Origin of the sequence: Niveibacterium sp. (genome assembly GCF_041909475.1) — a bacterium.
Classification (GTDB): Bacteria; Pseudomonadota; Gammaproteobacteria; order Burkholderiales; family Rhodocyclaceae; genus Niveibacterium.
The window spans coordinates 40,961-62,734 of the sequence record NZ_JAYRDJ010000005.1 but is presented as its reverse complement, the minus strand read 5'-3'; the positions used below and the strand labels follow the sequence as shown (position 1 = coordinate 62,734).

Annotated in this window: 21 protein-coding genes; 10 read left to right on the top strand and 11 right to left on the bottom strand. The window is 65.6% G+C overall.

Annotated features, from left to right (window positions below; all coding sequences use genetic code 11):
- Positions 1-23: 23 nt before the first annotated feature.
- Entirely contained in the window at positions 24-1,106 is a 1,083-nt protein-coding gene (locus ACE3P0_RS05850; protein WP_374400811.1) for an AraC family transcriptional regulator, read from the bottom strand.
- Between the two features lie 98 nt (positions 1,107-1,204).
- Here ACE3P0_RS05850 and ACE3P0_RS05845 point away from each other — a divergent pair, with 98 nt between their 5' ends.
- Genes ACE3P0_RS05845 through ACE3P0_RS05835 form a run of 3 tightly spaced genes read left to right on the top strand, consistent with a single transcriptional unit; the run spans position 1,205 to position 5,921 of the window.
- Entirely contained in the window at positions 1,205-2,806 is a 1,602-nt protein-coding gene (locus ACE3P0_RS05845; protein ID WP_374400809.1) for an FAD-binding oxidoreductase, read from the top strand.
- A 2-nt stretch (positions 2,807-2,808) separates the two neighbouring features.
- On the top strand, positions 2,809-4,350 hold the full coding sequence (locus ACE3P0_RS05840; protein ID WP_374400807.1) for a glycerol-3-phosphate dehydrogenase/oxidase: 1,542 nt from the start codon (positions 2,809-2,811) through the stop codon (positions 4,348-4,350).
- Positions 4,347-5,921: an FGGY-family carbohydrate kinase gene (locus tag ACE3P0_RS05835; RefSeq protein ID WP_374400805.1), complete on the top strand. Its 1,575-nt coding sequence runs from the start codon at positions 4,347-4,349 to the stop codon at positions 5,919-5,921. The genes ACE3P0_RS05840 and ACE3P0_RS05835 overlap by 4 nt, the downstream gene beginning before the upstream one ends.
- A gap of 6 nt (positions 5,922-5,927) precedes the next feature.
- Here the strand turns inward: ACE3P0_RS05835 and ACE3P0_RS05830 are convergent, their stop codons facing one another.
- The 5 genes from ACE3P0_RS05830 to ACE3P0_RS05810 all read right to left on the bottom strand — a co-directional run bounded on the left by ACE3P0_RS05830 (position 5,928) and on the right by ACE3P0_RS05810 (position 8,702).
- Positions 5,928-6,419, bottom strand: a complete 492-nt coding sequence (locus ACE3P0_RS05830) for a hypothetical protein (RefSeq protein WP_374400803.1) — start codon at positions 6,417-6,419, stop codon at positions 5,928-5,930.
- 155 nt (positions 6,420-6,574) lie between these two features.
- Positions 6,575-7,054 (bottom strand): bacterioferritin, encoded by a 480-nt coding sequence (bfr, locus tag ACE3P0_RS05825; RefSeq protein ID WP_374400801.1) that lies wholly within the window; start codon positions 7,052-7,054, stop codon positions 6,575-6,577.
- Positions 7,008-7,259, bottom strand: coding sequence for a (2Fe-2S)-binding protein (locus ACE3P0_RS05820; RefSeq protein ID WP_374400799.1), 252 nt, complete (start codon positions 7,257-7,259; stop codon positions 7,008-7,010). The genes bfr and ACE3P0_RS05820 overlap by 47 nt, the downstream gene beginning before the upstream one ends.
- A gap of 205 nt (positions 7,260-7,464) precedes the next feature.
- Positions 7,465-8,112 (bottom strand): BON domain-containing protein, encoded by a 648-nt coding sequence (locus ACE3P0_RS05815; RefSeq protein ID WP_374400797.1) that lies wholly within the window; start codon positions 8,110-8,112, stop codon positions 7,465-7,467.
- Positions 8,109-8,702: a phosphoheptose isomerase gene (locus ACE3P0_RS05810; RefSeq protein WP_172204554.1), complete on the bottom strand. Its 594-nt coding sequence runs from the start codon at positions 8,700-8,702 to the stop codon at positions 8,109-8,111. Before ACE3P0_RS05810 ends, ACE3P0_RS05815 begins: the two co-directional genes overlap by 4 nt.
- A gap of 24 nt (positions 8,703-8,726) precedes the next feature.
- On the opposite strand from ACE3P0_RS05810, the gene ACE3P0_RS05805 reads away from it, so the two are divergent.
- Positions 8,727-9,401 carry a chorismate lyase gene (locus ACE3P0_RS05805; RefSeq protein ID WP_374400795.1) on the top strand — a complete coding sequence of 225 codons (675 nt, stop codon included), beginning with the start codon at positions 8,727-8,729 and terminating at the stop codon, positions 9,399-9,401.
- Positions 9,398-10,270 carry a 4-hydroxybenzoate octaprenyltransferase gene (gene ubiA, locus ACE3P0_RS05800; RefSeq protein ID WP_374400793.1) on the top strand — a complete coding sequence of 291 codons (873 nt, stop codon included), beginning with the start codon at positions 9,398-9,400 and terminating at the stop codon, positions 10,268-10,270. Before ACE3P0_RS05805 ends, ubiA begins: the two co-directional genes overlap by 4 nt.
- A gap of 3 nt (positions 10,271-10,273) precedes the next feature.
- On the opposite strand, the gene ACE3P0_RS05795 is transcribed toward ubiA, so the two are convergent.
- Both ACE3P0_RS05795 and ACE3P0_RS05790 read right to left on the bottom strand, forming a co-directional pair.
- Positions 10,274-11,563, bottom strand: coding sequence for a tetratricopeptide repeat protein (locus tag ACE3P0_RS05795; protein WP_374400791.1), 1,290 nt, complete (start codon positions 11,561-11,563; stop codon positions 10,274-10,276).
- An 83-nt stretch (positions 11,564-11,646) separates the two neighbouring features.
- Positions 11,647-12,672, bottom strand: a complete 1,026-nt coding sequence (locus ACE3P0_RS05790; RefSeq protein ID WP_374400961.1) for a PEP-CTERM sorting domain-containing protein — start codon at positions 12,670-12,672, stop codon at positions 11,647-11,649.
- Positions 12,673-12,916: 244 nt separating this feature from the next.
- On the opposite strand from ACE3P0_RS05790, the gene ubiD reads away from it, so the two are divergent.
- A complete protein-coding gene (gene ubiD / locus ACE3P0_RS05785; protein WP_374400789.1) occupies positions 12,917-14,398 on the top strand; it encodes a 4-hydroxy-3-polyprenylbenzoate decarboxylase in 1,482 nt (493 codons plus the stop codon).
- A gap of 21 nt (positions 14,399-14,419) precedes the next feature.
- Positions 14,420-14,992 carry a phosphoribosyltransferase family protein gene (locus tag ACE3P0_RS05780; protein ID WP_374400787.1) on the top strand — a complete coding sequence of 191 codons (573 nt, stop codon included), beginning with the start codon at positions 14,420-14,422 and terminating at the stop codon, positions 14,990-14,992.
- 5 nt (positions 14,993-14,997) lie between these two features.
- On the opposite strand, the gene ACE3P0_RS05775 is transcribed toward ACE3P0_RS05780, so the two are convergent.
- The 3 genes from ACE3P0_RS05775 to ACE3P0_RS05765 form a co-directional block, all read right to left on the bottom strand.
- Positions 14,998-15,642, bottom strand: coding sequence for a response regulator (locus ACE3P0_RS05775; protein WP_374400785.1), 645 nt, complete (start codon positions 15,640-15,642; stop codon positions 14,998-15,000).
- A gap of 4 nt (positions 15,643-15,646) precedes the next feature.
- Positions 15,647-17,011: a cache domain-containing protein gene (locus tag ACE3P0_RS05770; protein ID WP_374400783.1), complete on the bottom strand. Its 1,365-nt coding sequence runs from the start codon at positions 17,009-17,011 to the stop codon at positions 15,647-15,649.
- 192 nt (positions 17,012-17,203) lie between these two features.
- Positions 17,204-18,145 carry a hypothetical protein gene (locus tag ACE3P0_RS05765; protein WP_374400781.1) on the bottom strand — a complete coding sequence of 314 codons (942 nt, stop codon included), beginning with the start codon at positions 18,143-18,145 and terminating at the stop codon, positions 17,204-17,206.
- 234 nt (positions 18,146-18,379) lie between these two features.
- Between ACE3P0_RS05765 and ACE3P0_RS05760 the strand changes: the two genes are divergently transcribed.
- From ACE3P0_RS05760 to ACE3P0_RS05750, 3 genes are all read left to right on the top strand, one after another.
- On the top strand, positions 18,380-20,443 hold the full coding sequence (locus tag ACE3P0_RS05760) for a carbon starvation CstA family protein (RefSeq protein WP_374400779.1): 2,064 nt from the start codon (positions 18,380-18,382) through the stop codon (positions 20,441-20,443).
- A 16-nt stretch (positions 20,444-20,459) separates the two neighbouring features.
- A complete protein-coding gene (locus tag ACE3P0_RS05755) occupies positions 20,460-20,657 on the top strand; it encodes a YbdD/YjiX family protein (protein WP_172204574.1) in 198 nt (65 codons plus the stop codon).
- An 80-nt stretch (positions 20,658-20,737) separates the two neighbouring features.
- Positions 20,738-21,766 (top strand): GTP-binding protein, encoded by a 1,029-nt coding sequence (locus ACE3P0_RS05750; protein WP_374400777.1) that lies wholly within the window; start codon positions 20,738-20,740, stop codon positions 21,764-21,766.
- Positions 21,767-21,774: the final 8 nt, after the last annotated feature.

The window sequence follows — 21,774 nt, the reverse complement described above, 5'->3', positions numbered from 1 at the left end:
ACTGATTGTGTCGAGGCGACCTGTCAGCCGGTGCTACGCGCCCGTTCCCGCCAGGCCGCCGGCGTGGTGCCGTACCAGTCGCGGAAGGCGTGGTTGAACGAACTCTGCTCGCGGTAGCCGAGCAGGAAAGCGACTTCAGTCATCGTCATGCCGGGTTCGCGCAGGTACTGCTCGGCCAGCTCGCGCCGCGTTGCGTCCAGCACGGCCTGGTAGCTGGTGCCCGCATCCGCAAGCTTGCGTTGCAGCGTGCGCGGCGTGCAGGCCAGCGCGTCGGCCACGTCCGCGAGCCGCGCGCAGTCGTGCGCCAGCAGCGCAACGATCTGCTCGCGCACTGCGTTGATGATCTCGGGCTGGCGTGCCTCTCGCTCGCGCGCGGCGAGCAGTTGCTCGGCATGCCGAGCCAGCACCGGGAACAGGCTCACATCCGCATTCGGCACCGGCCAGTCGAGGATTTCGGCCGGGAATCGCGCGCAGGTCTGTGGCGCATCGAAGCGCACCTGCGCGCCGAAGAACTGCTCGTAGGCCGGAATCAGCGAGGCATCCGGCGCCGGGTGTGCGAAGGCCACGTCGATCACCGGCACCCGGGTATGCGCGAGCCAGTTCGCGAAGCTCAGGATGCCGGCCATCACGCTTTCCGGCAGGTGGCGGCAGGGCAGGGCGGCCAGCCACGGTGACTCCCACACGTAGTGAGCGACGGCCCCATGTTCCTCGATGCGCGAGCGGCCCAGGTCGTGCGCGAGGCCCTCGAAGCGGCGTGTCTGCTCGGTGGCGGCGCGGAAGTTGCGGCAGGAGCACAGCACCAGGCCGTAGACCGCGAAGGTCGACAGCCGCGTGCGTTCGCCGACATGCAGGCCGAAGAGCGGGTCACCGCACAGTGCCGAGGCCGTATCCAGCAGCCGGATGTAACGCTCGACGCTGAGGTTTTCGGTGGCCGGTGCGAGCGATTCGGCGGGAAGCCCGAGCTCTACGGCAAGCCGTGCGGGCGACACGCCCTGCTCGGCTGCGGTGTCGATGGCGGTTTGTGCATAGGGGCCAACGACGCGCGCAAAGGCGAGGTTCGGAATCGGCGCGGCGGCTGTGGTCGTCGGTCGGGCGTGCTCTGTCATCTTCAGACAATCCTTGTGTCGGCGGCCGACAAGCCACGGTGTGGGGGCGTGCGGAGAATCCACCGGCAATTGAAGACTCGGGGACGGGAGTATTACAGATGCGACGCTGGAACGGCTGGGGCGATACCGCCATCGATCAGCCCCTCAAACCCGAGGCGCTCGCCTTCCTGCGTGAAGCGGTCGGGCCGGGCGCCACCCCTGTCGATGCGGCTTACGAGGCGGCGCTGGCGCAGGTGGCGGCACAGCCGGGCCGCTTGCCGCCGCATCCACTGATCGACGTTTCGCCCGCCGCACGGCTTGCGGCGAGCTTTGGTCAATCCTGTGCCGACTGGCTGCGGCTGCGCTTCGGCGTGCTGGGACGGGTGACCGATGGCGTCGCCTTCCCCGAGAGCCGCGAGGCGGTGCGCGAGCTGCTCGATCGGGCGGCGCGGCAGGGCGTGGCCGTGCTGCCCTGCGGTGGCGCGACCTCGGTGGTCGGGCATCTGAGCCCGGCGGGTGACAAACCGGTGCTGACGCTGAACCTGACCCGCATGATGCGGCTCACCCACCTTGACCGCGCCGCCCAGCTCGCCAGCTTCGAGGCCGGCGTGCTGGGGCCGGATCTGGAAGCGCAGTTGCGCGCCCATGGCTACACCCTGGGGCACTTCCCGCAGAGCTTCGAGTATTCAACACTGGGCGGCTGGATCGTCACGCGATCCTCCGGCCAGCAGTCTTCCCGATTCGGCCGCATCGAACAGTTGTTCGCCGGCGGCCATCTGGAGACGCCGCTGGGGCCGCTCGATCTGCCGACCTTCCCGGCCTCCGCCGCCGGGCCGGACCTGCGCGAATGGGTGCTGGGTTCGGAGGGCCGATTTGGCGTGCTGACCGAGGCGACCGTGCGCGTGACCCGGCTGCCCGAACGCGAACAGTTCATCGGCGTGTTCTTCCCGGACTGGGCGCGTGCGCAGGCCGCGGTGCAGGCGCTGGCGCAGGCGCGCGTGGGCCTGTCGATGCTGCGGCTTGCGAACCCGATCGAGACGCTGACCACGCTGAAGCTCGCCGGCCACGCGCGCGCGATCGGCTGGCTGGAGCGCTACCTCGCGCTGTGCGGCGCCGGGTCGGAAAAATGCCTGCTTTTCGCAGGCTTCACCGGTAACAAGGCGCAGGTCGGCGCGATGCAGCGCCAAGCCAAGGCCATCATCGCTGCCCACGGCGGCGTTTCGACCGGCACGCTGCTGGGCGACAAGTGGCGTGCCAACCGCTTCCGCGGCGTCTATCTGCGCAACAGCCTGTGGGCCGCCGGTTACGCGGTCGACACCATGGAAACGGCCTGCGACTGGCCGCGGGTCGCGCCGATGATGGCGGCGATCGAGGCGGCTGGGCGCGACGCGCTGGCGGCATTCGGCGAACGCACCCACTGCTACACCCACTTGTCGCATGTCTACCCGCAGGGCTCCAGCGTCTATTCGACCTTCGTGTTCCGCGTCGGGCCGGATTTCGACACCAGCTTCGCGCGCTGGCAGGCCCTGAAGCGTGCGGCGTCGGCGGCGATCGTCGCGCACGGCGGCACGATCAGCCACCAGCACGGCGTTGGCAAGGACCATGCGCCGTGGCTCTCGGCTGAGAAGGGCGAGGCCGGGCTGGCCGCGCTCGCAGCCGCGCAGCGGCATTTCGATCCGCAAGGCGTGATGGCGCCCGGCAACCTGCTCGGCGACGCGTGACCGTGACGACTGATTGTGACCTGCTGGTCATCGGCGGGGGCATCACTGGTGCCGGCATCGCACTGGAGGCAGCGCGGCGCGGCCTGTCGGTGATATTGGTGGAGACCCGCGATTTCGCCTGGGGCTCCTCATCGCGCTCATCCAAGCTGGTGCATGGCGGTCTGCGCTACCTGAAGGAAGGTAAGCCCGGGCTCACCCGCGAATCGGTGCACGCGCGCGCCGCACTGATGCGCGACCTCCCCGGCCTGGTCGAGCCGCAGCCCTTCTTCATGGCGCATTACGCTGGCCGCGCGCAGGGCCGCTGGCTGCTTGGCGCCGGGCTGGCCGTCTATGACGCCTTCGCTGGCGTCCGTACCCGTTGCTACCACGCTGCCGACCCGGCGGCGTGGCTGGCGCCCCATGTCGGCAGAACCGGCCTGCGTGGCGCCACCACCTATCTCGACGCGAAGACCGACGACGCGCGGCTGGTCTTGCGCGTGCTGCAGGAGGCGCGTGCGCACGGCGCGCGGCTCGTGAACTACACACGCGTCGAATCGCTGCTGCGCGACGACGGCGGCGTCTGCGGCGCCCTGCTGCGCGGCGAGCAGGGCAAGGCGTGCGAGTTGCGCGCCCGCAGCGTCGTCAACGCCACTGGCGCCTGGGCCGACAGCCTGCGCGGCAGCATGGGCGCGGCGCCGAGACTGCGCCCGCTGCGTGGTAGCCACCTGCTGTTCCCGCTGTGGCGCCTGCCGCTGGCGCAAGCGATCGCCTTCATGCATCCGCGCGACGGCCGGCCGGTGTTCACCTACCCGTGGGAAGGGGCCGCTTTGGTCGGCACCACCGACGCAGATCACCGCGAGGATCTGGCGCAGGAGCCCGGCATCACGCGCGCCGAGGCGGACTACCTGTTCGAGGCGCTGGCCTGGCAGTTCCCGGCGCTGGAATTGACCGACGCGGATGTACTGTCGGCCTACGCCGGCGTTCGTCCAGTCGTCGCCAGCGGCCATGCCGATCCGTCGAAGGAAACGCGTGACCACCTGCTGCTCGACGAAGCCGGCCTGCTGACGGTGACCGGCGGTAAGCTGACCACCTTCCGCGCGATTGCCCGCGATGCGCTGGCGCGTCTCGCGCCTCGCCTGCCGGCTGCCGCGCATGACGGCCGCCCGGTGTTCGCCGCGCCGCCCGTTTCGGCGGCACTCGCGGCCTTGCCCGCACCGCTGCGCGAACGCCTCGTCGCCCGCTACGGCTGCGCCGCGGTCGAGCTGGTGGCCGCGGCGCAGCCAGGCGAACTGGAAACGCTTGCCGGTACCGCCACCGTGTGGGCGGAACTGCGCCATGCGGCGCGCCGCGAGCAGGTGCGGCATCTCGACGATCTGCTGCTGCGCCGCACCCGGCTCGGCCTGCTGCTGCGCGACGGTGCCGCCGCTATCCTGCCGCGCGTGCGGCAGATCGCGTCGCAGGAGCTGGGCTGGGACGACGCGCGCTGGGCGCAGGAGCTCACCCGCTACCGCGACCTCATCGCGCGTTGCTACGCGCTGCCGGCTACCGCAAGATCCGCGTCATGACCCAAGCGAAACCCGACGATCTGTTGCTCTCGCTGGATTGCGGCACGCAAAGCGTGCGCGCGCTGCTGTTCGACCTTCGCGGCAATCTGGTCGCCAAGGCGCAGGTGCGCTTCGACGATTACGTCGCGCGCGAGCCCGGCTGGCTGGAGCACGACCCCGAGGGCTTCTGGGCGGCGACCGCGCAGGCCTGCCTGCAGCTGTGGGCCTCGCACGCACACCTGAAGCCCGCGGTACGCGGCGTCGCGGTAACCACCCAGCGCGGCACGGTGATGCCGATCGACCGCGAGGGTCGGCCACTGCATCCGGCGCTGATCTGGCTCGACCAGCGCAAGGCACAACGGCTGCCGACGATCGCGCCCTGGTGGCGGGCGGCCTTCAAGGCGGCCGGCGTCGCCGACACGATCCGCTACTTCCAGCGCGAGGCGGAGGCCAACTGGTTTGCTGAGCGCGAGCCCGCGCTGTGGGCGAAGACCCACAAGTTCCTGCTGCTGTCGGGCTGGCTCAACTTCCGGCTCACCGGTCGCTATGTCGATTCGATCGGTGCGCAGGTCGGCTACCTGCCCTTCGACTTCAAGCGCCAAGCCTGGGCGCGCGGGTGGGACTGGAAGTGGCAGGCGTTGGCGATTGCGCCGGAACTGCTGCCCGAACTGCTGCCGGTCGGCGCCCTGCTGGGGCAGGTGAGCCGCACGGCGGCCATAGCGACGGGCATCCCGGAAGGCCTGCCGGTGATCGCGGCGGCGGCGGACAAGGCCTGCGAGATCCTCGGCGCCGGCGCACTGACGCCGGAGGTGGGCGCGCTGTCCTACGGCACCACGGCCACGGTGAACGTCACCACCGCGCGCTACTTCGAAGCGCTGCCCTGGGTGCCGCCGTACCCCGCGGCGGTGCCCGGCCAGTACAGCAGCGAGGTGCAGATCTTCCGCGGCTACTGGATGGTGCGCTGGTTCAAGGAACAGTTCGGACAGGCCGAGCAGCTTGCCGCCGAGCAGGCCGGCATCGTGCCCGAATCGCTGTTCGACGAGATGGTCGGCACCGTGCCGCCCGGCTCCATGGGCCTGATGCTGCAGCCCTTCTGGTCGCCGGGTATCCGCCATCCGGGGCCGGACGCCAAGGGCGCGGTGATCGGCTTCGGTGATGTGCATACCAAGGCGCATCTGTACCGCGCGATCCTCGAAGGCCTGGCCTATGCACTGCGGGACGGGCGTGAGCGCATCGAAAAACGTGGCGGCGTCGCGATCCGTGAGCTGCGGGTGTCGGGCGGTGGTTCTCAGTCCGACGCGGCGATGCAGCTGACCGCCGACATCTTCAACTTGCCGACCTCACGCCCGCACACCTACGAGACCTCCGGTCTTGGTGCGGCGATCGATTGCGCGGTCGGGCTTGGCCTGCACCGCGATTTCGATACCGCGGTGGCGGCGATGACCCGCGTGGCGCAGACCTTCGAGCCGATCCGCGCCAATGCTGAGCTGTACGAGGCGCTGTACTCGCGTGTCTACCGCCACATGTACGAGCGCCTCGCGCCGCTGTACGCCGAGATCCAGCGCGTCACCGGCTATCCGAAGCTCGACTGAGCCGGCTCAGCGCGGCGCACGCCAGCCCGGGTGCTCGAAGTTGTCGCCGTAGTTGCGCAGCGCCTGCGCCAGGGCAAGTGCGCCGGCGCGTTGCAGATCAGGCTTTGCGCCGCGCATCAGGCCAAGGGCGTAATTCATGTCGCCGAGGATCTGGTGAAAGGCGTGGTCAGCATCCTTCGGCAACTGGCAACGGCTGACGGTGTTGGCGATTTCACCCTCGATGCGGCCGGCGATCGTCAGATAGGTTTCGTGCGGCAGCCCATGTTTCTGGATTGCCTGCCAGTGCGGCTGCAACGTGCCCGCAATCGTACTCATGCCTTGGCGCAGCGTTGCGTCGGTCGGCCACTTGCTGCCATCGGGTGCGCGCAGCGATACAGCGGCGCTGTGTTCCTTGTGTTCGTCGTGTTCCGACGCGAAGGCCGGCAGGCTGCTCAGTGCGAGCGGTAGCGCCATCGCTGCGGCGAACAGGGTGCGACGGATCTTGCAGGGTGTTGGCATTGCGCTTCCTCCAGGTTTCGGGGGCTTTTCGCCCGGTCTGACGCCGGGACGCAAGCCATGCTGGAAGCGCTGCATTAAGCGCGGCTTAACCGGGTGCGCGCCGAAACGAAAACGCCCCGCACGGGGCGGGGCGCTTGCTTGAGCCGCGAGGCGAATCAGGAATCCGCCGGCTTCATCTGCGACTGAAGGTAGTTCTGCAGGCCGACCTTCTCGACCAGTTCGAGTTGGGTTTCGAGGTAGTCGATGTGCTCCTCGGTGTCGTCGAGGATCTCCTGCAGGATGTCGCGCGACACGTAGTCACGCACCGACTCGCAGTGGGCGATCGCGTCCTTCAGGTCGCCGTGCGCGGTCTGCTCCAGTTTCAGGTCGCCCTGCATGCACTCGACGACGTTCTCGCCGATCATCAGCTTGCCGAGGTCCTGAAGATTGGGCAGGCCCTCGATCATCAGGATGCGCTCGATCAGCTTGTCGGCGTGCTTCATCTCCTCGATCGACTCGTGATACTCGTGCGAGCCGAGCCGCTCGAAGCCCCAGTTCTTGTAGATCCGGGCGTGCAGGAAATACTGGTTGATGGCGGTGAGTTCGTGCTTAAGCTGCTTGTTGAGCAGCTGGATGACCTTCTTGTCGCCTTTCATGTAGGGCTCTCCGTTCTTGCGCAGGGGCTTGCGCGTTGGGGCAGGCATGGCAATCGCGCAGGCACGCCAAGGCATGCTGCGCGCAACGGCCGCATTGTGTGGCCACGCCCAGCGTCGCGCTCAAGTCGCGCAGACGACGCGCACCGTTGCCGGCGGCTTGCTGGACTTGCCGCTCAGTGACGGCATTGCAGACACACACATACATAGCCTAGTCCCGCGGAGAGCATTGCCACAAGCCCGTCTTCACAGATTGGATGCGGCAACATGAATAGGAATGGTTCGCATTCTAGATTGTGTGGCAGTGAAGGTCAAATGGCGGCGTTTGAGGTTGCGGCGGTACCAATGAAAACGGGCCGCAGAAGCGGCCCGTGATGGGAGCGACCAATAAACGGCCGCGAGTCGCGATACGGCTACTGAGCGGGCTTCGCTGGCGCCGGCATGCTGCTGTTCAGCGATTCCTGAACCACATCGAGCTGGCGGATCTGTTCCGGCGTCATGACTTCGAACAGGCGCACGACCTTGCGCACGCCGGTCGTCGTGGTGCCAACGAAAGTGGCGACTTCCTGCTCGCGCGGCGAGACGATGCCCATCAGATAGGCAACGCCGGATTCGGTCACCACCTTGACCTGCGTGGACGAGATTTCCTTCGTTTCGACCAGACGCGCCTTGACCTTGGACGTCGTCAGCGCATCGCCGCTCTGCTGCGAGAAACTGGAGCGGGGGCCGATCGTGAGCTCGTTGTAGACCGTTCTGATCTGATAGGGCAATGCACGCAGTTGCCGTTCCGCTTCGGCCTTTGCCGCTTCGTCAGGCACTTCGCCACTCAGCAGCACGACGCGGTTGAAGCTGGTGACCGACACGCGAGCCGTCGGCCCGAGCTTCGTACTGATTGCCGACGAGGCCTTCGCCTCGATCGTAGAGTCTTCCACCTGTACGCCGTAGGAGCGCCGATCCATCGTCGCCGTGACGCCGACGGCGGCGCCGGTGACGACCATGGGTACGCAGGCGGGCAGCGAGGCCGCCATCGCTAGCGCCAACGCGATGTTGCGCAGCCTCATGCCTCGGATCCCAAAAGCAGGCAGTCGATGCCGTCGCAGATGCAATGGATCGCGAGGATGTGGACTTCCTGGATGCGTGCGGTGCGGTCGTGCGGCACGCACAGATGCACATCACCATCGCGCAGCATCGCGCCGATCTTGCCGCCGCCTTTGCCGGTCAGGGCGACGACACGGATGTCGCGCTGATGTGCCGCTTCGATCGCCGCCATCACGTTGCCGGAATTGCCCGAGGTGGAGATCGCGAGCAGTACGTCACCCGCCTGGCCGAGGCCACGGACCTGCTTGGCGAAAATCTGTTCGTACGAGTAGTCGTTCGCAATCGCAGTGATCGCCGATGTGTCCGTCGTCAGCGCAACGGCAGCGAGTTCCGGGCGCTCGCGCTCGAAACGGCCGATCAGTTCGGCGGCGAAGTGCTGGCAATCGGCCGCAGAGCCGCCGTTGCCGCACGCGAGGATTTTTCCGCCGTTCATCAGCGCGTGGGTCATTGCTTCGATCGCGCCAGCGATCGGGGCTGCCATCGCGTCAACCGCCGCGATCTTGGCGTTGGCGCTGTCTTCAAACTGCTGAGCGATATGGGCAATCAGGTCCATCGTGGCCCCCTTGTCGGTGTCTGAATGGGCGTGCGTCCTAGGATGCGGCGGAGTTTAGCATGCACCTCCAAGCCTCCTTTCGCGGATCTGAAACAGGATGAAACCGCGCTCATCCGGGTATCATCCGCGCCCAGCATGATGCCAAGAACCTTGCGTCACCCGCGTCACGAGCGCTGGCTGGCGAACACCCCCTGTGTCCCGCGTACCGAGATGCGAGCCTGGCTCACCGGCAGGGGGTCGCTGACCGCACGTATCCGCGCTCGCTGCACTGACTTCGAGGTCCGCGTGCAGCAGCAGCGGCTCGGCTTGCCGCTGCCCGACGAGCGCCGATTGATCGGTGTGCGCTGGCATGCATCGGCGCTCGTGCGCGAAGTGCTGCTGTGTGCCGACGGCGTGCCCGTCGTGTTCGCACATTCGGTCGTGCTGCCACAGCATCTGCGCGGCGCTTGGCATTTGGTCGCCGGTCTGGGAACACGGCCACTCGGGGCGGTACTGTTTGCAGATCAGTCGGTCCGCCGCGGCCCGCTGCGCCTCAAACTGCTTGATCCGCGCGACCGGCGCTGGCAGCGCGCCGTGGCGGCCAGCGGTATCGCGTCGAGCGAGGCTCTTTGGGCGCGGCGCAGTGTGTTCAAGCGTGCCGGCCGCCCGATCTTGGTGACCGAGGTCTTCCTTCCGACCCTGGCGAGGCTATTCAAATGACGATTTACGAACGCCTGCGGACGTATGAGCGCCTGATGCGGCTCGATAAGCCGATAGGGATTCTGCTGCTGCTGTGGCCTACCCTGTGGGGTCTGTGGTTCGCTGGCGCGGGCAAGCCGAGTCTTTGGGTTGTATGGATCTTCGTGCTTGGTACCGTGCTGATGCGCTCGGCAGGTTGTGTCATCAATGACTATGCCGATCGCGACTTCGACGGGCATGTGGAGCGCACTGCGCAGCGCCCTCTGGCGACTGGCGCCATCGGTACAACTGAGGCGCTGCTGCTGGCGGCCGTGCTGGCGGCACTGTCGTTCTGTTTGATCCTGCCCTTGGAGCGGCTGGTCTGGTACATGTCCGTGCCGGCGGTCTTTCTTGCTGCCAGCTATCCGTTTACGAAGCGCTTTTTCGCGATTCCGCAGGCCTACCTCGGGGTGGCGTTCGGATTCGGTGTTCCGATGGCATTCGCCGCCCTGTGGAACGAAGTGCCTGTCGTTGCCTGGTGGCTGTTGTTGGCCAACGTCTTCTGGTCGGTCGCCTACGATACCGAGTATGCGATGGTTGATCGACCTGATGACCAGAAGATTGGCATCAAGACCTCCGCCATCACCTTCGGTCGCTTTGATGTGGCGGCGGTGATGCTGTGCTACGCGGCAACGATCGGCTTGCTCGCTTGGGTTGGCTGGCTATTCCAGCGTGGTCTGTACTTCAATCTCGGACTCGCGCTCGCAGCCGGTATTGCTGTCTATCACTACACCCTGATCAGGACACGTGACCGCGCCCTGTGCTTCAAGGCCTTCCTGCACAACACCTGGTTCGGTGCGGCAGTATTTGCTGGGCTGGCGCTCGATTACGCCCTACTCGGCGTGCATTGAGGTTCAGCGTTTCCTGTCGAGCTGCGCGATGCGGGTGTTCGCATCGCGCGCACCAGCGAAGGCCGGGTCGATCTGCAGCGCGCGCCGGTAAGCCTGCACCGCTTCCTTGTTCTGACCGGCCGCCTGGCGGAGCAGGCCCAGCTGATACAGCGAGTCCGCCTGCGGATGTTCCGACGCCGCGATTTTTTCCAGCAGCTTGGTTGCTTCCGCTCGGTTGCCGCGTGCGATGTGAACGCCGGCAAGTGTGTCGAGATAGGTATTCTCGTTCGGCGACAGCGCCACCGCTTTCTGAGCCCAGGCCAGCGCGTCGTCAAGGCGCTCCTTGCGTGACGCGGCGAGTGCCGCAGCGTTGTTGTAGGCCAGCGCGAACTTCGGTTCGGCTTTGATCGCCGCGAGATAGCCCGCGTAGGCGCCGCCTGCATCGCCGGCCGCATGATGCAGCATGCCTTGCTTGAAACGAACCTGAGCGGACTTCGGATCGACCACCGCTGCTTTGTCGACGAGCTCGACAGCCCCTTTGAGATCGCCCGATGCCTGCCGAGCTTCAGCGCCTGCGACCATCGCCGTGCTGAACTTCGGATCAAGTGCGATCGCGCGGTCGTAAGCGCGTGTTGCTGCGCGATAGTCGCCGCGTGCGGCTTCTGCCTGCCCGAGGCCGTAATGAGAGAGCGGATTCTCGGGCGCCAGTCGGACGGCCTCGTTCATTGCGCGCGCCGCATCCGCTGGATTCTGTTTTGCCAGCAGAGCCATGCCCAGGCCGAAGCGCGCGCCAGCGTGATCCGGCTTCAGTTCAGACGCTTTTTTGAACGCCTCGGCAGCAAGATCCGGCTTGTGCTGCACGTTCAGGTACAACTCGCCCAGATCGAGTTGCGGCGCTACGGCTTTCGGATCTGCTTTCGCTGCTTCCAGAGCAAAACGCTCCGCTTCCTTCCACTGCTTTGTCGCTATGCTCAGGCGCGCCATCGCGACCAGCGCATCGACCGATTGCGGCGCGGCCTTATAGGCCTTCTTGACCCAGTCGGCGGCCTCTGCGTCTTTGCGCTGCAGTCGAGCAATATCCGCCAACCCGAGCAGTGGGAGCGGGTTGGCTGGTTCAGCCTTCGCCGCTTCACTGAACAGTTGTCTCGCCTGATCGTACTTGCCCTCATTGAGGGCGTCATACCCTTTGTCGAGTGGGGTTGCCGCCTTGGTCACTGCGCGCGGTTCGATATCCAGGAAGTTATGGATCGGCGTTGCGATCGACGCGAGTGGCGCGAGGCCAGCGAGCAGTAATGCGATGTGACGGAGTTTCATGGCGGGCGAGAGTCTGAACACAAAAAAAGAATACCCCTTTCCGGAAACCGGAAAGGGGTACTTTTGCGTACTGCAGAGAAAACTTACTTCGCGCGGCGACGGCGTGCAGCGGCCAGACCGGCAAGACCCAAGCCAGCCAGAGCGAGGCTGCCCGGCTCCGGTACGTCACCACCCGGCGGGATGAACACGCCAGCCGAGGCGCCGAAACCGAAGATGAAGGTATTCGGCACGCCGGTCGTCGGGCCGCCTGCCACATTGGCCTGACCGTAGGAGTAGATGCCGATTTCGACATCGGACGCGTCGCCGTCCACCATGCGGCGGGCCAGATCGGCATCAGCTTCGGTGCCGGCGGCGCCGTAGTAGGTGGTGAACTTTACGCTGTCACCGGCGCCAACCGCGGCAAAGTTGAAGTCGAACAGCGCGCCGTGGTCATCCGGGCCGCAGTCGGTGAAATTGGCGTCGTCCTGAGCACAGGCTGTTGCGCCGAGCAGGCGGTGGCTGGAGTCAAGCGGGTTCGATGATGCGAAGCCGTCACGCGTCGTGTGCAGCAGGTTGCTGCCGTTGGCGATACCCAGCGCGCCGGGTACGCCCTGAATCGTCACAAACTCGTTGAAGGCGGTCGGGTAGATATCCCAGTCCATCACGCGGCGATAGCGCAGGTCGCCCGAGGCGATCGCAAACGTCTGAAGATTCTTGATCGTGACGTCCACTGCGTACAGTGCGGAGGTGGTGGCAATCGGGTGGTAATTGTGCGTGACTTCGAGGATTGCAGCACCAGCGGCGTTCAACACGCGGGTGACCGAGACTGCGGAGGACGCGGTGGAGGTGAAGGACACCAGGCTCAGGCCGCCGGTACCGACGGACGTGTTCTGGTAGCCGGCAACACCGGTCGAAGCGATTGCGGCGCCCCAGCCTTCGCAGGTGCAGCCATACACCGTGCTGTCGCCACCGGTGACGTTGTACTTGAGACCGACGCCGTCGTAGTTCAGCGCGCCGAGGTCGTTAACGCCAAGGCTGACGGTTCCGTTGGAGATGACTGCGCCGGCGCTAGCGGCCGTGGAGATTGCAGCTCCGCCGATCAGCAGGATGGCGGCAGCGAGTGATTTCATTTTCACGATTGAGCCTCGTTGTCGTTGGGTGGCAGGACGATGTCCCGACTCGCGGAGCATTAAGCAGGCGCCGTGCCAGCTTGGGGTTGGCGGCTAGCTTGTTGAAATAATTGATGTTTTCTGCGTTATTTTCGAGTCTGATGGCCATGGTGTAAGAATTTCCGTCGCACCTGAACCGCGTCGGTGAGACGCCAGCGGTATCATCTTTGTCCTGTTCGAACCCGTTTGAAAGACGCTGAATTCAATGCGCTACAAGGACCTGCGTGACTTTGTCGCGCAACTCGAAACCCGCGGCGAGCTCAAGCGTATCGCCCAGCCGGTGGATACCCACCTCGAAATGACCGAGATCGCCGACCGTGTGCTGCGAGCAGGGGGGCCGGCCCTGTTGTTCGAGAAGCCGCATACACAGGGGCGTGCATGCGCGATGCCGGTATTGGCCAACCTGTTTGGCTCGCCGCAGCGTGTTGCGTACGGCATGGGTGAGGACGGCGACTGGAAAACGACCTTGCGTGAAGTGGGCAAGCTGCTTGCCTTCCTGAAGGAGCCGGAGCCCCCGAAGGGTTTGAAGGATGCGTGGGAGAAGCTGCCGATCTTCAAGCAGGTAATGAACATGTCGCCGAAGGTGGTCGGCTCCGCACCGTGCCAGGAGGTGGTGTGGGAGGGCAGGGACGTCGACTTGGCGCGCCTGCCGATCCAGCACTGCTGGCCGGGCGACGCTGCGCCGCTGATTACATGGGGGCTGGTCGTTACCCGAGGCCCGCACAAGAACCGCCAGAACCTTGGCATCTACCGCCAGCAGGTGTTGGGACCGAACCGCGTGATCATGCGCTGGCTGGCGCATCGCGGTGGCGCGCTGGATTTTCGCGAGTTTCAGCAGGCCAATCCGGGAAAGCCCTTCCCGGTTGCGGTGGTGCTTGGCTGTGATCCGGCGACGATTCTCGGCGCGGTCACGCCGGTGCCGGATTCGCTGTCTGAGTATCAGTTCGCGGGACTCTTGCGCGGGGCGAAGACCGAACTGGTGAAGTGCGTGGGATCGGATCTGCATGTGCCCGCTTCGGCGGAGATCGTGCTGGAAGGCGTGATTCACCCCGACGACATGGCGCCCGAAGGCCCTTACGGCGACCACACCGGTTACTACAACGAGGTGTCGAACTTCCCAGTGTTCACGATCGAGCGCATCACGATGCGGCGCGATCCGATCTACCACAGCACCTACACCGGCAAGCCGCCGGACGAACCGGCGATGCTCGGCGTGGCGCTCAACGAGGTCTTCGTGCCGTTGCTGCAGAAGCAGTTTCCGGAGATCGTCGACTTCTACCTGCCACCGGAGGGCTGCTCTTACCGCCTGGCGGTGGTCAGCATCAAGAAGGCCTACCCGGGCCACGCCAAACGCGTGATGTTCGGCATCTGGAGCTTCCTGCGCCAGTTCATGTACACGAAGTTCATCATCGTGGTGGATGACGACGTGGACGTGCGCGACTGGAAGGAAGTGATCTGGGCCATGACCACCCGTGTCGACGCCACGCGCGACACCACCCTGGTCGACAACACGCCGATCGACTACCTGGACTTTGCGTCTCCGGTGGCCGGGCTGGGCAGCAAGATGGGGCTGGATGCGACCAACAAATGGCCGGGCGAGACATCGCGTGAGTGGGGGCGCACGATCGAGATGGACGCAGCGGTGAAACAGCGGGTCGATGATATGTGGGGCGCGCTGGGGCTGTAGGCCCGGCGAAGGGGGCAAGCGATGGATACCACGGTGCCCGGAGATCGGTTCACGCTTTACGACGCGCCGCGTCTGGACAAGGTTGTGGACTGGATGGCGGCGCAGGCCTTTCCGTTGCTGGCCGGGGCCGAGGATCCACTGTTGCTCGGCATCCTGCGGCGCGGTGGCCCGCTTTCGACGATGTTGCAGTTGCGTCTGCAGGCGGTTTACGGGCTGAGCTTGCCGCGCTACGAGATCAAACTGAAACGTTACGGCGACGATTTGTCGCTGCTGCACGCCGACACGCAACTGACCGAGAACGTCGACTTCGCTGCGCGTGATCTCTCCCGTGCGACGGTACTCGTCGTGGATGACGTGCTCTACCAGGGGCACTCACTCGCGCGCGTGCTGGGCTACCTGACGCAGCGTGGGGCGCTGGCGGTGCACGCCGCGGTGCTGGCGGATCGCTGTGTCGCATCGCTGCCGGTGAAGGCCGATTTCGTCGGGCTCTGCCTGCAGCTGTCAGACCGCGATGTGGTCGAGTGCCATGTGCCGCCGTACGAGCCGGAGTTCAAGATCGAGTTGCTGCGGCCCCATCATTTCGGCGGGCGCTGAGCGGTCTACAGGCCGGTCCGCTTGCGTTCGACCGCGAATCGGGCCAGCGCGGCCGAGCCATCGAGTTCAAGTTTGCGTTTGATGTTGAGGCGGTGCGTTTCGACCGTGCGCACCGACAGATCGAGCCTTTGGGCGATCTCCTTGCTCGAGAGGCCTTCAGCGATGAAGGCCAGCACTTCCTTTTCACGCTGCGTCAGCAGCGGATCCGGCGTTGTGCCGTGTGCCAGTGCGTCAGCCACACCGGCGGAGTAGTAGCGGCGGCCGGCCATCACGGTTTCGATGGCGGCGACGATCTCTTGCGCCGGGCTGTCCTTCAACACATAGCCGCGTGCGCCGACGCGGAAGGCTTCGACAACGACCTGTGGCTGGTCGTGCATCGTCAGCATGACGATGCGTAGCGCCGGGAAGCGCTCGTGGCATTGGCGGGCGAGTTCCACGCCATTGGTGCCCGGCAGGCCGACATCCATCAGCGCGATATCGGGCGAGTGCTGTTCGACCATCGTCAGCGCTTCGGCCGCCGAGCCGGCCTCGGCGACGACGCGAAAGCCAGGCACCGCTTCGAGCCGCGCCCTCACGCCATCCCGCACCAGTGGATGGTCGTCGACGAGCAGGATGCGGATGGAGGAGGAAGTGCCGGAAGGAAGCGTCATCGTGTCAGGGCCGCAGCGCAGATTCGGGAAGCAGGGCTTCAATCGTCGTGCCCTCCGGGCCGGAACGCAAGTCGAAACGGCCTCCCAGTGTTTCGACCCGCTCGCGCATGCTGGACAGGCCCAGACCGCCGCGCGGATGTTCGTGCACCTCTTCGACATCGAAACCCTGGCCGTCATCGATCACGCGCAGGCGTGCACCACCCTCCGCGCGGGTGAGCTCGACCCTGACCGAGTGGGCGCCGGCGTGTCGTTCGATGTTCGCCAGCGCTTCCTGCACAACGCGGAAGAGGGCGGTTGCCACGGCTTCCGGGATGGGGATGTCGCGGTCGGTGTCGCATTGCACCGCGATCTGGGTGCGCGCGCCGAACTCGTCGACGATCTGTGTCAGCGCCGGTGCAAGTCCTAGGTCGTCCAGCAGCGCGGGGCGCAGGCCGTGCGAGATGCGGCGGATCTCGCGCAGCACTTCGTTCAGGCGCGTGATGCCGCGCGCCAGCGATTCGGCGACCGGCGCCAGATCGTCGTGCCGGAGCGCTTCGAGGCGTACCTGAACCGACTCGAACATGTACTTCACCGATACCAGCCACTGGCTCACGCCGTCATGCAGTTCGCGGGCGACGCGGGCGCGCTCGGTTTCCTGCGAGCGCACAACCTGGTGGGCCAGCGCGCGCATGCGTGCTTCGGCGTCGCGCTGATCGGACAGATTCAAGGCGAGCCCGCCCACGGCAACGAGCAGGGCTGCGACAACGGCGATGCCGGCGATCACGCCCAGCGTAGCGTTGATCGCACGCGAGGCTTCGCGGTCGATTCGCGCGCGGGCTTCGGCAAGGTCATCGAGGTAGATGCCGGTGCCGACCATCCAGCCCCACTTCGGCTCCAGCGCAACGTAGCCGAGCTTGCGTTCAAGCCGGCCGGTGGAAGGGCGCTGCCACATGAACTCGACGAAACCGCCGCCGGCCTTGGCTTGTGCGACCAGGCGCTGGATCGTCGGCGTGCCTTGCGGATCGCGCAGGTTCCACAAGTCTCGGCCCACCAGTTCCGGCTGGCGCGGGTGCATCAGGTTGCGGCCCGCCATGTCATAGACGAAGAAGTAGCCGTCGCGTCCGTAGTCCAGCTTGCCCAAGGTGGCGAGCGCGGCGTTGCGCGCTGCTGCGTCGTCGGGCTGATCGCGCAAGTGTGCCAGTGCACCCAACGCGAGCTCGACGTAGTGCTGCAACTCGGCCTTGCGTGCGGCAACCAGCACCGGTTCAACCGCTGCCAGCTCGGCTTCTGCAAGCGCACGTGATTCGATGCGCACGACCGCGGCGACGGCAGCGATGGCGAGCAGCAGCGGCGCGACGGCGAGGATCAGGACTTTCAGGCGGAGTTGCATGGTGCGGTGTTAAAGGCGATCGCGCTTTATAGCACCAGCGACCGGCGCTTGTGCCCGCGAATGGGCCGTGCATCAGGGGCCGTGCATCAGGGGCCGCGGCCGATCGACGCTACCGCAGGGGCGCGGCTTCGAGTTGTTCTTGAGCGCCCGGCCAAGCGTGCGGCGGCGAGCCTATGGCTGGGTGCTGCCCTATCAGCGGCGAGGCGGCGCTGTCCGCACGTCTTGTTTGAGCGGGTCGAAGAAGTACTGGCGGTAGTCGAAGTCCACGTCCTTGAGCAACGGATTCTCGATCCAGAACACACGGCGTTTATCGAGTCGCGCAAGGTCGACGCTGTCGCCGTATTTCTCGCGCCAGAGAACTTGCAGACTGCCGTCCTTGTGGGCGAGCCGGATGCCTTCCTGGACGCGCGCGATCGCGGCGGCGTTGCGTTTGTGGGTGTAGAAAAAGCGCGGCAGCGGGTATGCGATCGAAAAGCTCTCGTCGTAGCTCAGGCCTGGCAAGTCCTGGTGTGCGTTGTACTCGTCGAGCAATTCGTTGGTGCCCCGGCAGAACAGATCGAAGCGGCGCGCGGCGACCATGCGGAACAGGCTTTCGTATTGGTCCACCTCGACGACGTTGAACCCGTTGCCGCGCAGGATGCTCACGTCGGCCCAGTCGCGCCCCTGGCCAATCGTGAATCGCCGCAGCGCATCAAGACTCGTGGCCTTTGCCAGTTCGGCTTTCAGGTCCGGGTGCATGAAGCACACCCGGTAGCCGACGATGCCCAGATCGACCGGAAAGCGCACGTAGTCCAGGTTGAGCGCGTCGACATAACGTGCTTCGTAGCTCAGTTTGATGAAGAAGTTCGGATAGGTGTCGGTGCTTGCGGAGGCGATCGCGCGGGAGAAATTCATCGGCGGCGCGGTGACGATGCGGTAGTTGCCGTACCGGGCGCGCGTTTTCTCGAGCGCAAGGCGCAGCACACCGGTGTCGTAGTCGTAACGCGTGTCACCCGGGCCCTCCGGGCCGCGTACCGTGACCTCGAGCGTTGCCGGTGCTGCTGCACGTGCTGCTGCCGCGAACAGGCTGCCAGCCAATGCAAGGACCATACACAGCCACCGTACCGAGCGCTCGCAGGGGCTGCGGGGGTTCATTTACACCTCATCGGGCGTGGGGCTCATCAGAACAGTGTGGATCAAGGATACCCATATCACCAGAGTGGGATGGGGTTCTGCTACGTAGAACTACTGGCCTCCGCTCGGTAGTCGTGCGGATGTGCAATCAAATCTGCTTATCGATACTTAAGGCAACGTCGCAGTTAGAGCGCTGACGTCGACTGATATCGATAACCCATGCGGCTTCTGTTCGGGCCAGCACTGGAGGAGACCATGAAACGCTTTCTGCCGCACCTCGGTTGGGCCGCACTTGCCCTGCTCGGTGCATCCGCACTTGCTGTTGTCGCGCTGAGCCGTGGCGAGACCATCAACGCCCTGTGGGTGGTGGTGGCCGCGGTTTCGGTATATCTGATCGGCTACCGCTACTACGGCCTCTTCATCGCCAACAAGGTGGTTGGCGTTGACGGCTCGCGCATGACCCCGGCCTGGAAACACAACGATGGTCTGGACTATGTGCCGACCAACAAGTACGTGCTCTACGGCCACCACTTCGCGGCCATCGCTGGCGCCGGCCCGCTCGTCGGCCCGGTGCTCGCCGCACAGATGGGCTACCTGCCCGGCATGCTGTGGATTCTGGCTGGCGTGATCTTCGCCGGCGCGGTGCAGGACTTCATGGTGCTGTTCATTTCCACACGCCGTGATGGCCGCTCGCTGGGTGACCTGATCAAGTCCGAACTCGGGCCGATCCCCGGCGTGGTGGCGCTGTTCGGCACCTTCATGATCATGGTGATCATCCTCGCGGTGCTTGCACTGATCGTCGTGAAGGCGCTGACCGATTCGCCCTGGGGTTCCTTCACGGTGGCCGCGACGATCCCGATCGCGATCTTCATGGGCATCTACCTGCGCTTCATCCGCCCGGGCAAGATCGGCGAGATCTCGATTGTCGGATTCGTGCTGCTGATGGCCGCGATCGTGTTCGGCGGCGATGTGGCGGCGAGCCCGACCTGGGGCCCGATGTTCACGTTCGACGGCAAGCAACTCACCTGGCTGCTGATTGGCTACGGTTTCATCGCCTCGGTGCTGCCGGTGTGGCTGCTGCTCGCGCCGCGTGACTACCTTTCGACCTTCCTGAAGATCGGCACGATCATGGGCTTGGCGATCGGTATCGCCTTCGTTGCGCCGCACATGAAGATGCCGGCCCTGACCAAGTTCGTCGACGGTACCGGCCCGGTGTGGGCAGGCCCGCTGTTCCCCTTCCTCTTCATCACCATCGCCTGCGGCGCCGTGTCCGGCTTCCATGCGCTGATTTCTTCCGGCACCACACCGAAGTTGCTGGAGACGGAAAAGCACGCCGCTTTTATCGGCTACGGTGGCATGCTGATGGAATCCTTCGTCGCGATCATGGCGCTCGTTGCTGCATCCTGCGTTGAGCCGGGTGTGTACTTCGCGATGAACAGCCCGGCCGCGGTGCTTGGCAAGACCGCGGAAACCGCCGCTGTCGCGATCTCGCAGTGGGGCTTTGTGGTGACGCCGGAAATGCTCACGCAAGTCGCGGCCGACGTTGGCGAGAAGACCATCATCTCGCGTGCTGGTGGCGCACCGACGCTCGCTGTGGGTATGGCGCAGATCCTCTCCGGTGCGATCGGTGGCAAGGCGATGATGGCCTTCTGGTACCACTTCGCGATCCTGTTCGAAGCGCTCTTCATCCTGACCGCGGTCGACGCCGGCACACGTGCAGGCCGCTTCATGCTGCAGGATCTGCTGGGCACCTTCGTGCCTTCGCTCAAGCGCACCGAGTCGCTCGTGGCCAACCTGCTCGCGACCGGCCTCTGCGTTACCGCCTGGGGTTACTTCTTGTATCAAGGCGTGGTTGATCCGCTTGGTGGCATCAACACCTTGTGGCCGTTGTTCGGTGTGGCAAACCAGATGCTCGCCGCCGTGGCGCTGATCTTGGCCACCGTGGTGCTGGTGAAGATGAAGCGCGAGCGCTATGCCTGGGTCACGATCGTGCCGACGATCTGGCTGCTGGCCTGCACGCTGTCCGCTGGCTGGCTCAAGATCTTCAGCGAGAACCCGAAGGTGGGCTTCCTTGCGCACGCCGCCAAGTTCAGCGGCGCGGCCGAACGCGGCGAAGTGCTGGCACCGGCGAAGAGCATCGAGCAGATGCAGCAGGTGATCTTCAACGACTATGTCGACGCCAGCTTGTGCGGCCTCTTCATCGTCGTCGTGCTGACCGTGCTGGTGTTCGGTATCCGTGCTGCGCTGCGCGCTTACCGCATCGCTCACCCGACGGTGCAGGAATCGGCCTACCAGCCGATGCCGGCCAACGCTGCGTAACTGAAACAGGCGAACGATGTTTCGCGACCTCGCTCGCATGGGGCAAACCCTCCGTCAGGCAGCCCGCCTGATGGTGGGGCAGCCTGACTACGACACCTATGTTCAGCACATGCGCCTGACGCATCCCGAGCAAACGCCGATGACCTACGAGGAATTCTTCCGCGAACGTCAGGACGCGCGCTTCGGTGCGAAGGGCAACGGAAAGTGTTGCTGAATCGCTGAACACCCCCGAGTGCTCGGGGGCCTGCACCGGTTGCGATGCAGACCCGCGCGCACTCCATCGAGGACTCCGCCATGAACTCCAATGTTGCCCCGATTCCCGTCACCCTGCTTACCGGCTTCCTCGGTGCCGGCAAGACGACGCTACTCAATCGCCTGCTTGCGGCGCCACATGGCGAGCGCATTGCCGTGGTGGAAAACGAGTTCGGCGCCGAGAGCATCGACGGCGATCTTGTCGGCCCGGGTGCGACGACGGTCGTGGAGCTCTCGAACGGCTGCATCTGTTGCAGCGTGCAGGGCGAACTGGCCGCCGCGCTGGTCGACCTCGCCGAGCGGCGCGACATGGGGCTTGTCACGTTCGACAGGCTGGTGATCGAGACCACCGGCCTCGCCGACCCCGGCCCGGTGATCCAGAGCTTCTTCTGGGACGAAGCGCTGCGCGACATCTATGCGCTGGACGGCGTCATCACGCTGGTCGATGCCTGCCACGCCCTTGCCCAAATCGATCGAGAGCGCGTCGCCAGCGCGCAGGTGGCCTACGCCGACCGGTTGCTGGTGACCAAGGCCGACTGCGCCGATGCGCTGGCCCCGAGCGCGCTCTTCCCGGCGCTGCGCAACATCAACGCCCGTGCGCCCTTGTTGCGGGCGGGCTCGGCCGACGAGGACTGGCGCGATCTGCTGAACATCGGCGGGTTCTCGCTCGACGAGCGCGGCCTGCCGCCGCGCAAGCCGGTTCATCGCTTTGTGCCGAGTGCAAAGGGTGCTGCCGGCATTCAGGCGCCGCGCCACGATGCGGCGATCGGCTCGATCGTGCTGGAAGCGGATGGCGAACTCGACCTCGATGCGGTATCCGGCTTCGTCGAGTCGCTGATCGATACGCACGCCAACGATCTGCTGCGCTACAAGGGCATCCTGTCGATCGCTGGCGAGGCGCGGCGTTTGATCTTCCAGGGCGTGCATCGGATTGCCGGCTTCGACTACGGCCGCGAGTGGGCGCACGGCGAGCAGCGCGACAACCGCATCGTGCTGATCGGGCGTGACCTGCCGTTCGACGCGCTGCAGGCGCGCTTCGCCGCGTTGGCCATGGAGCGCCGCGCCGCCTGACACTGAAC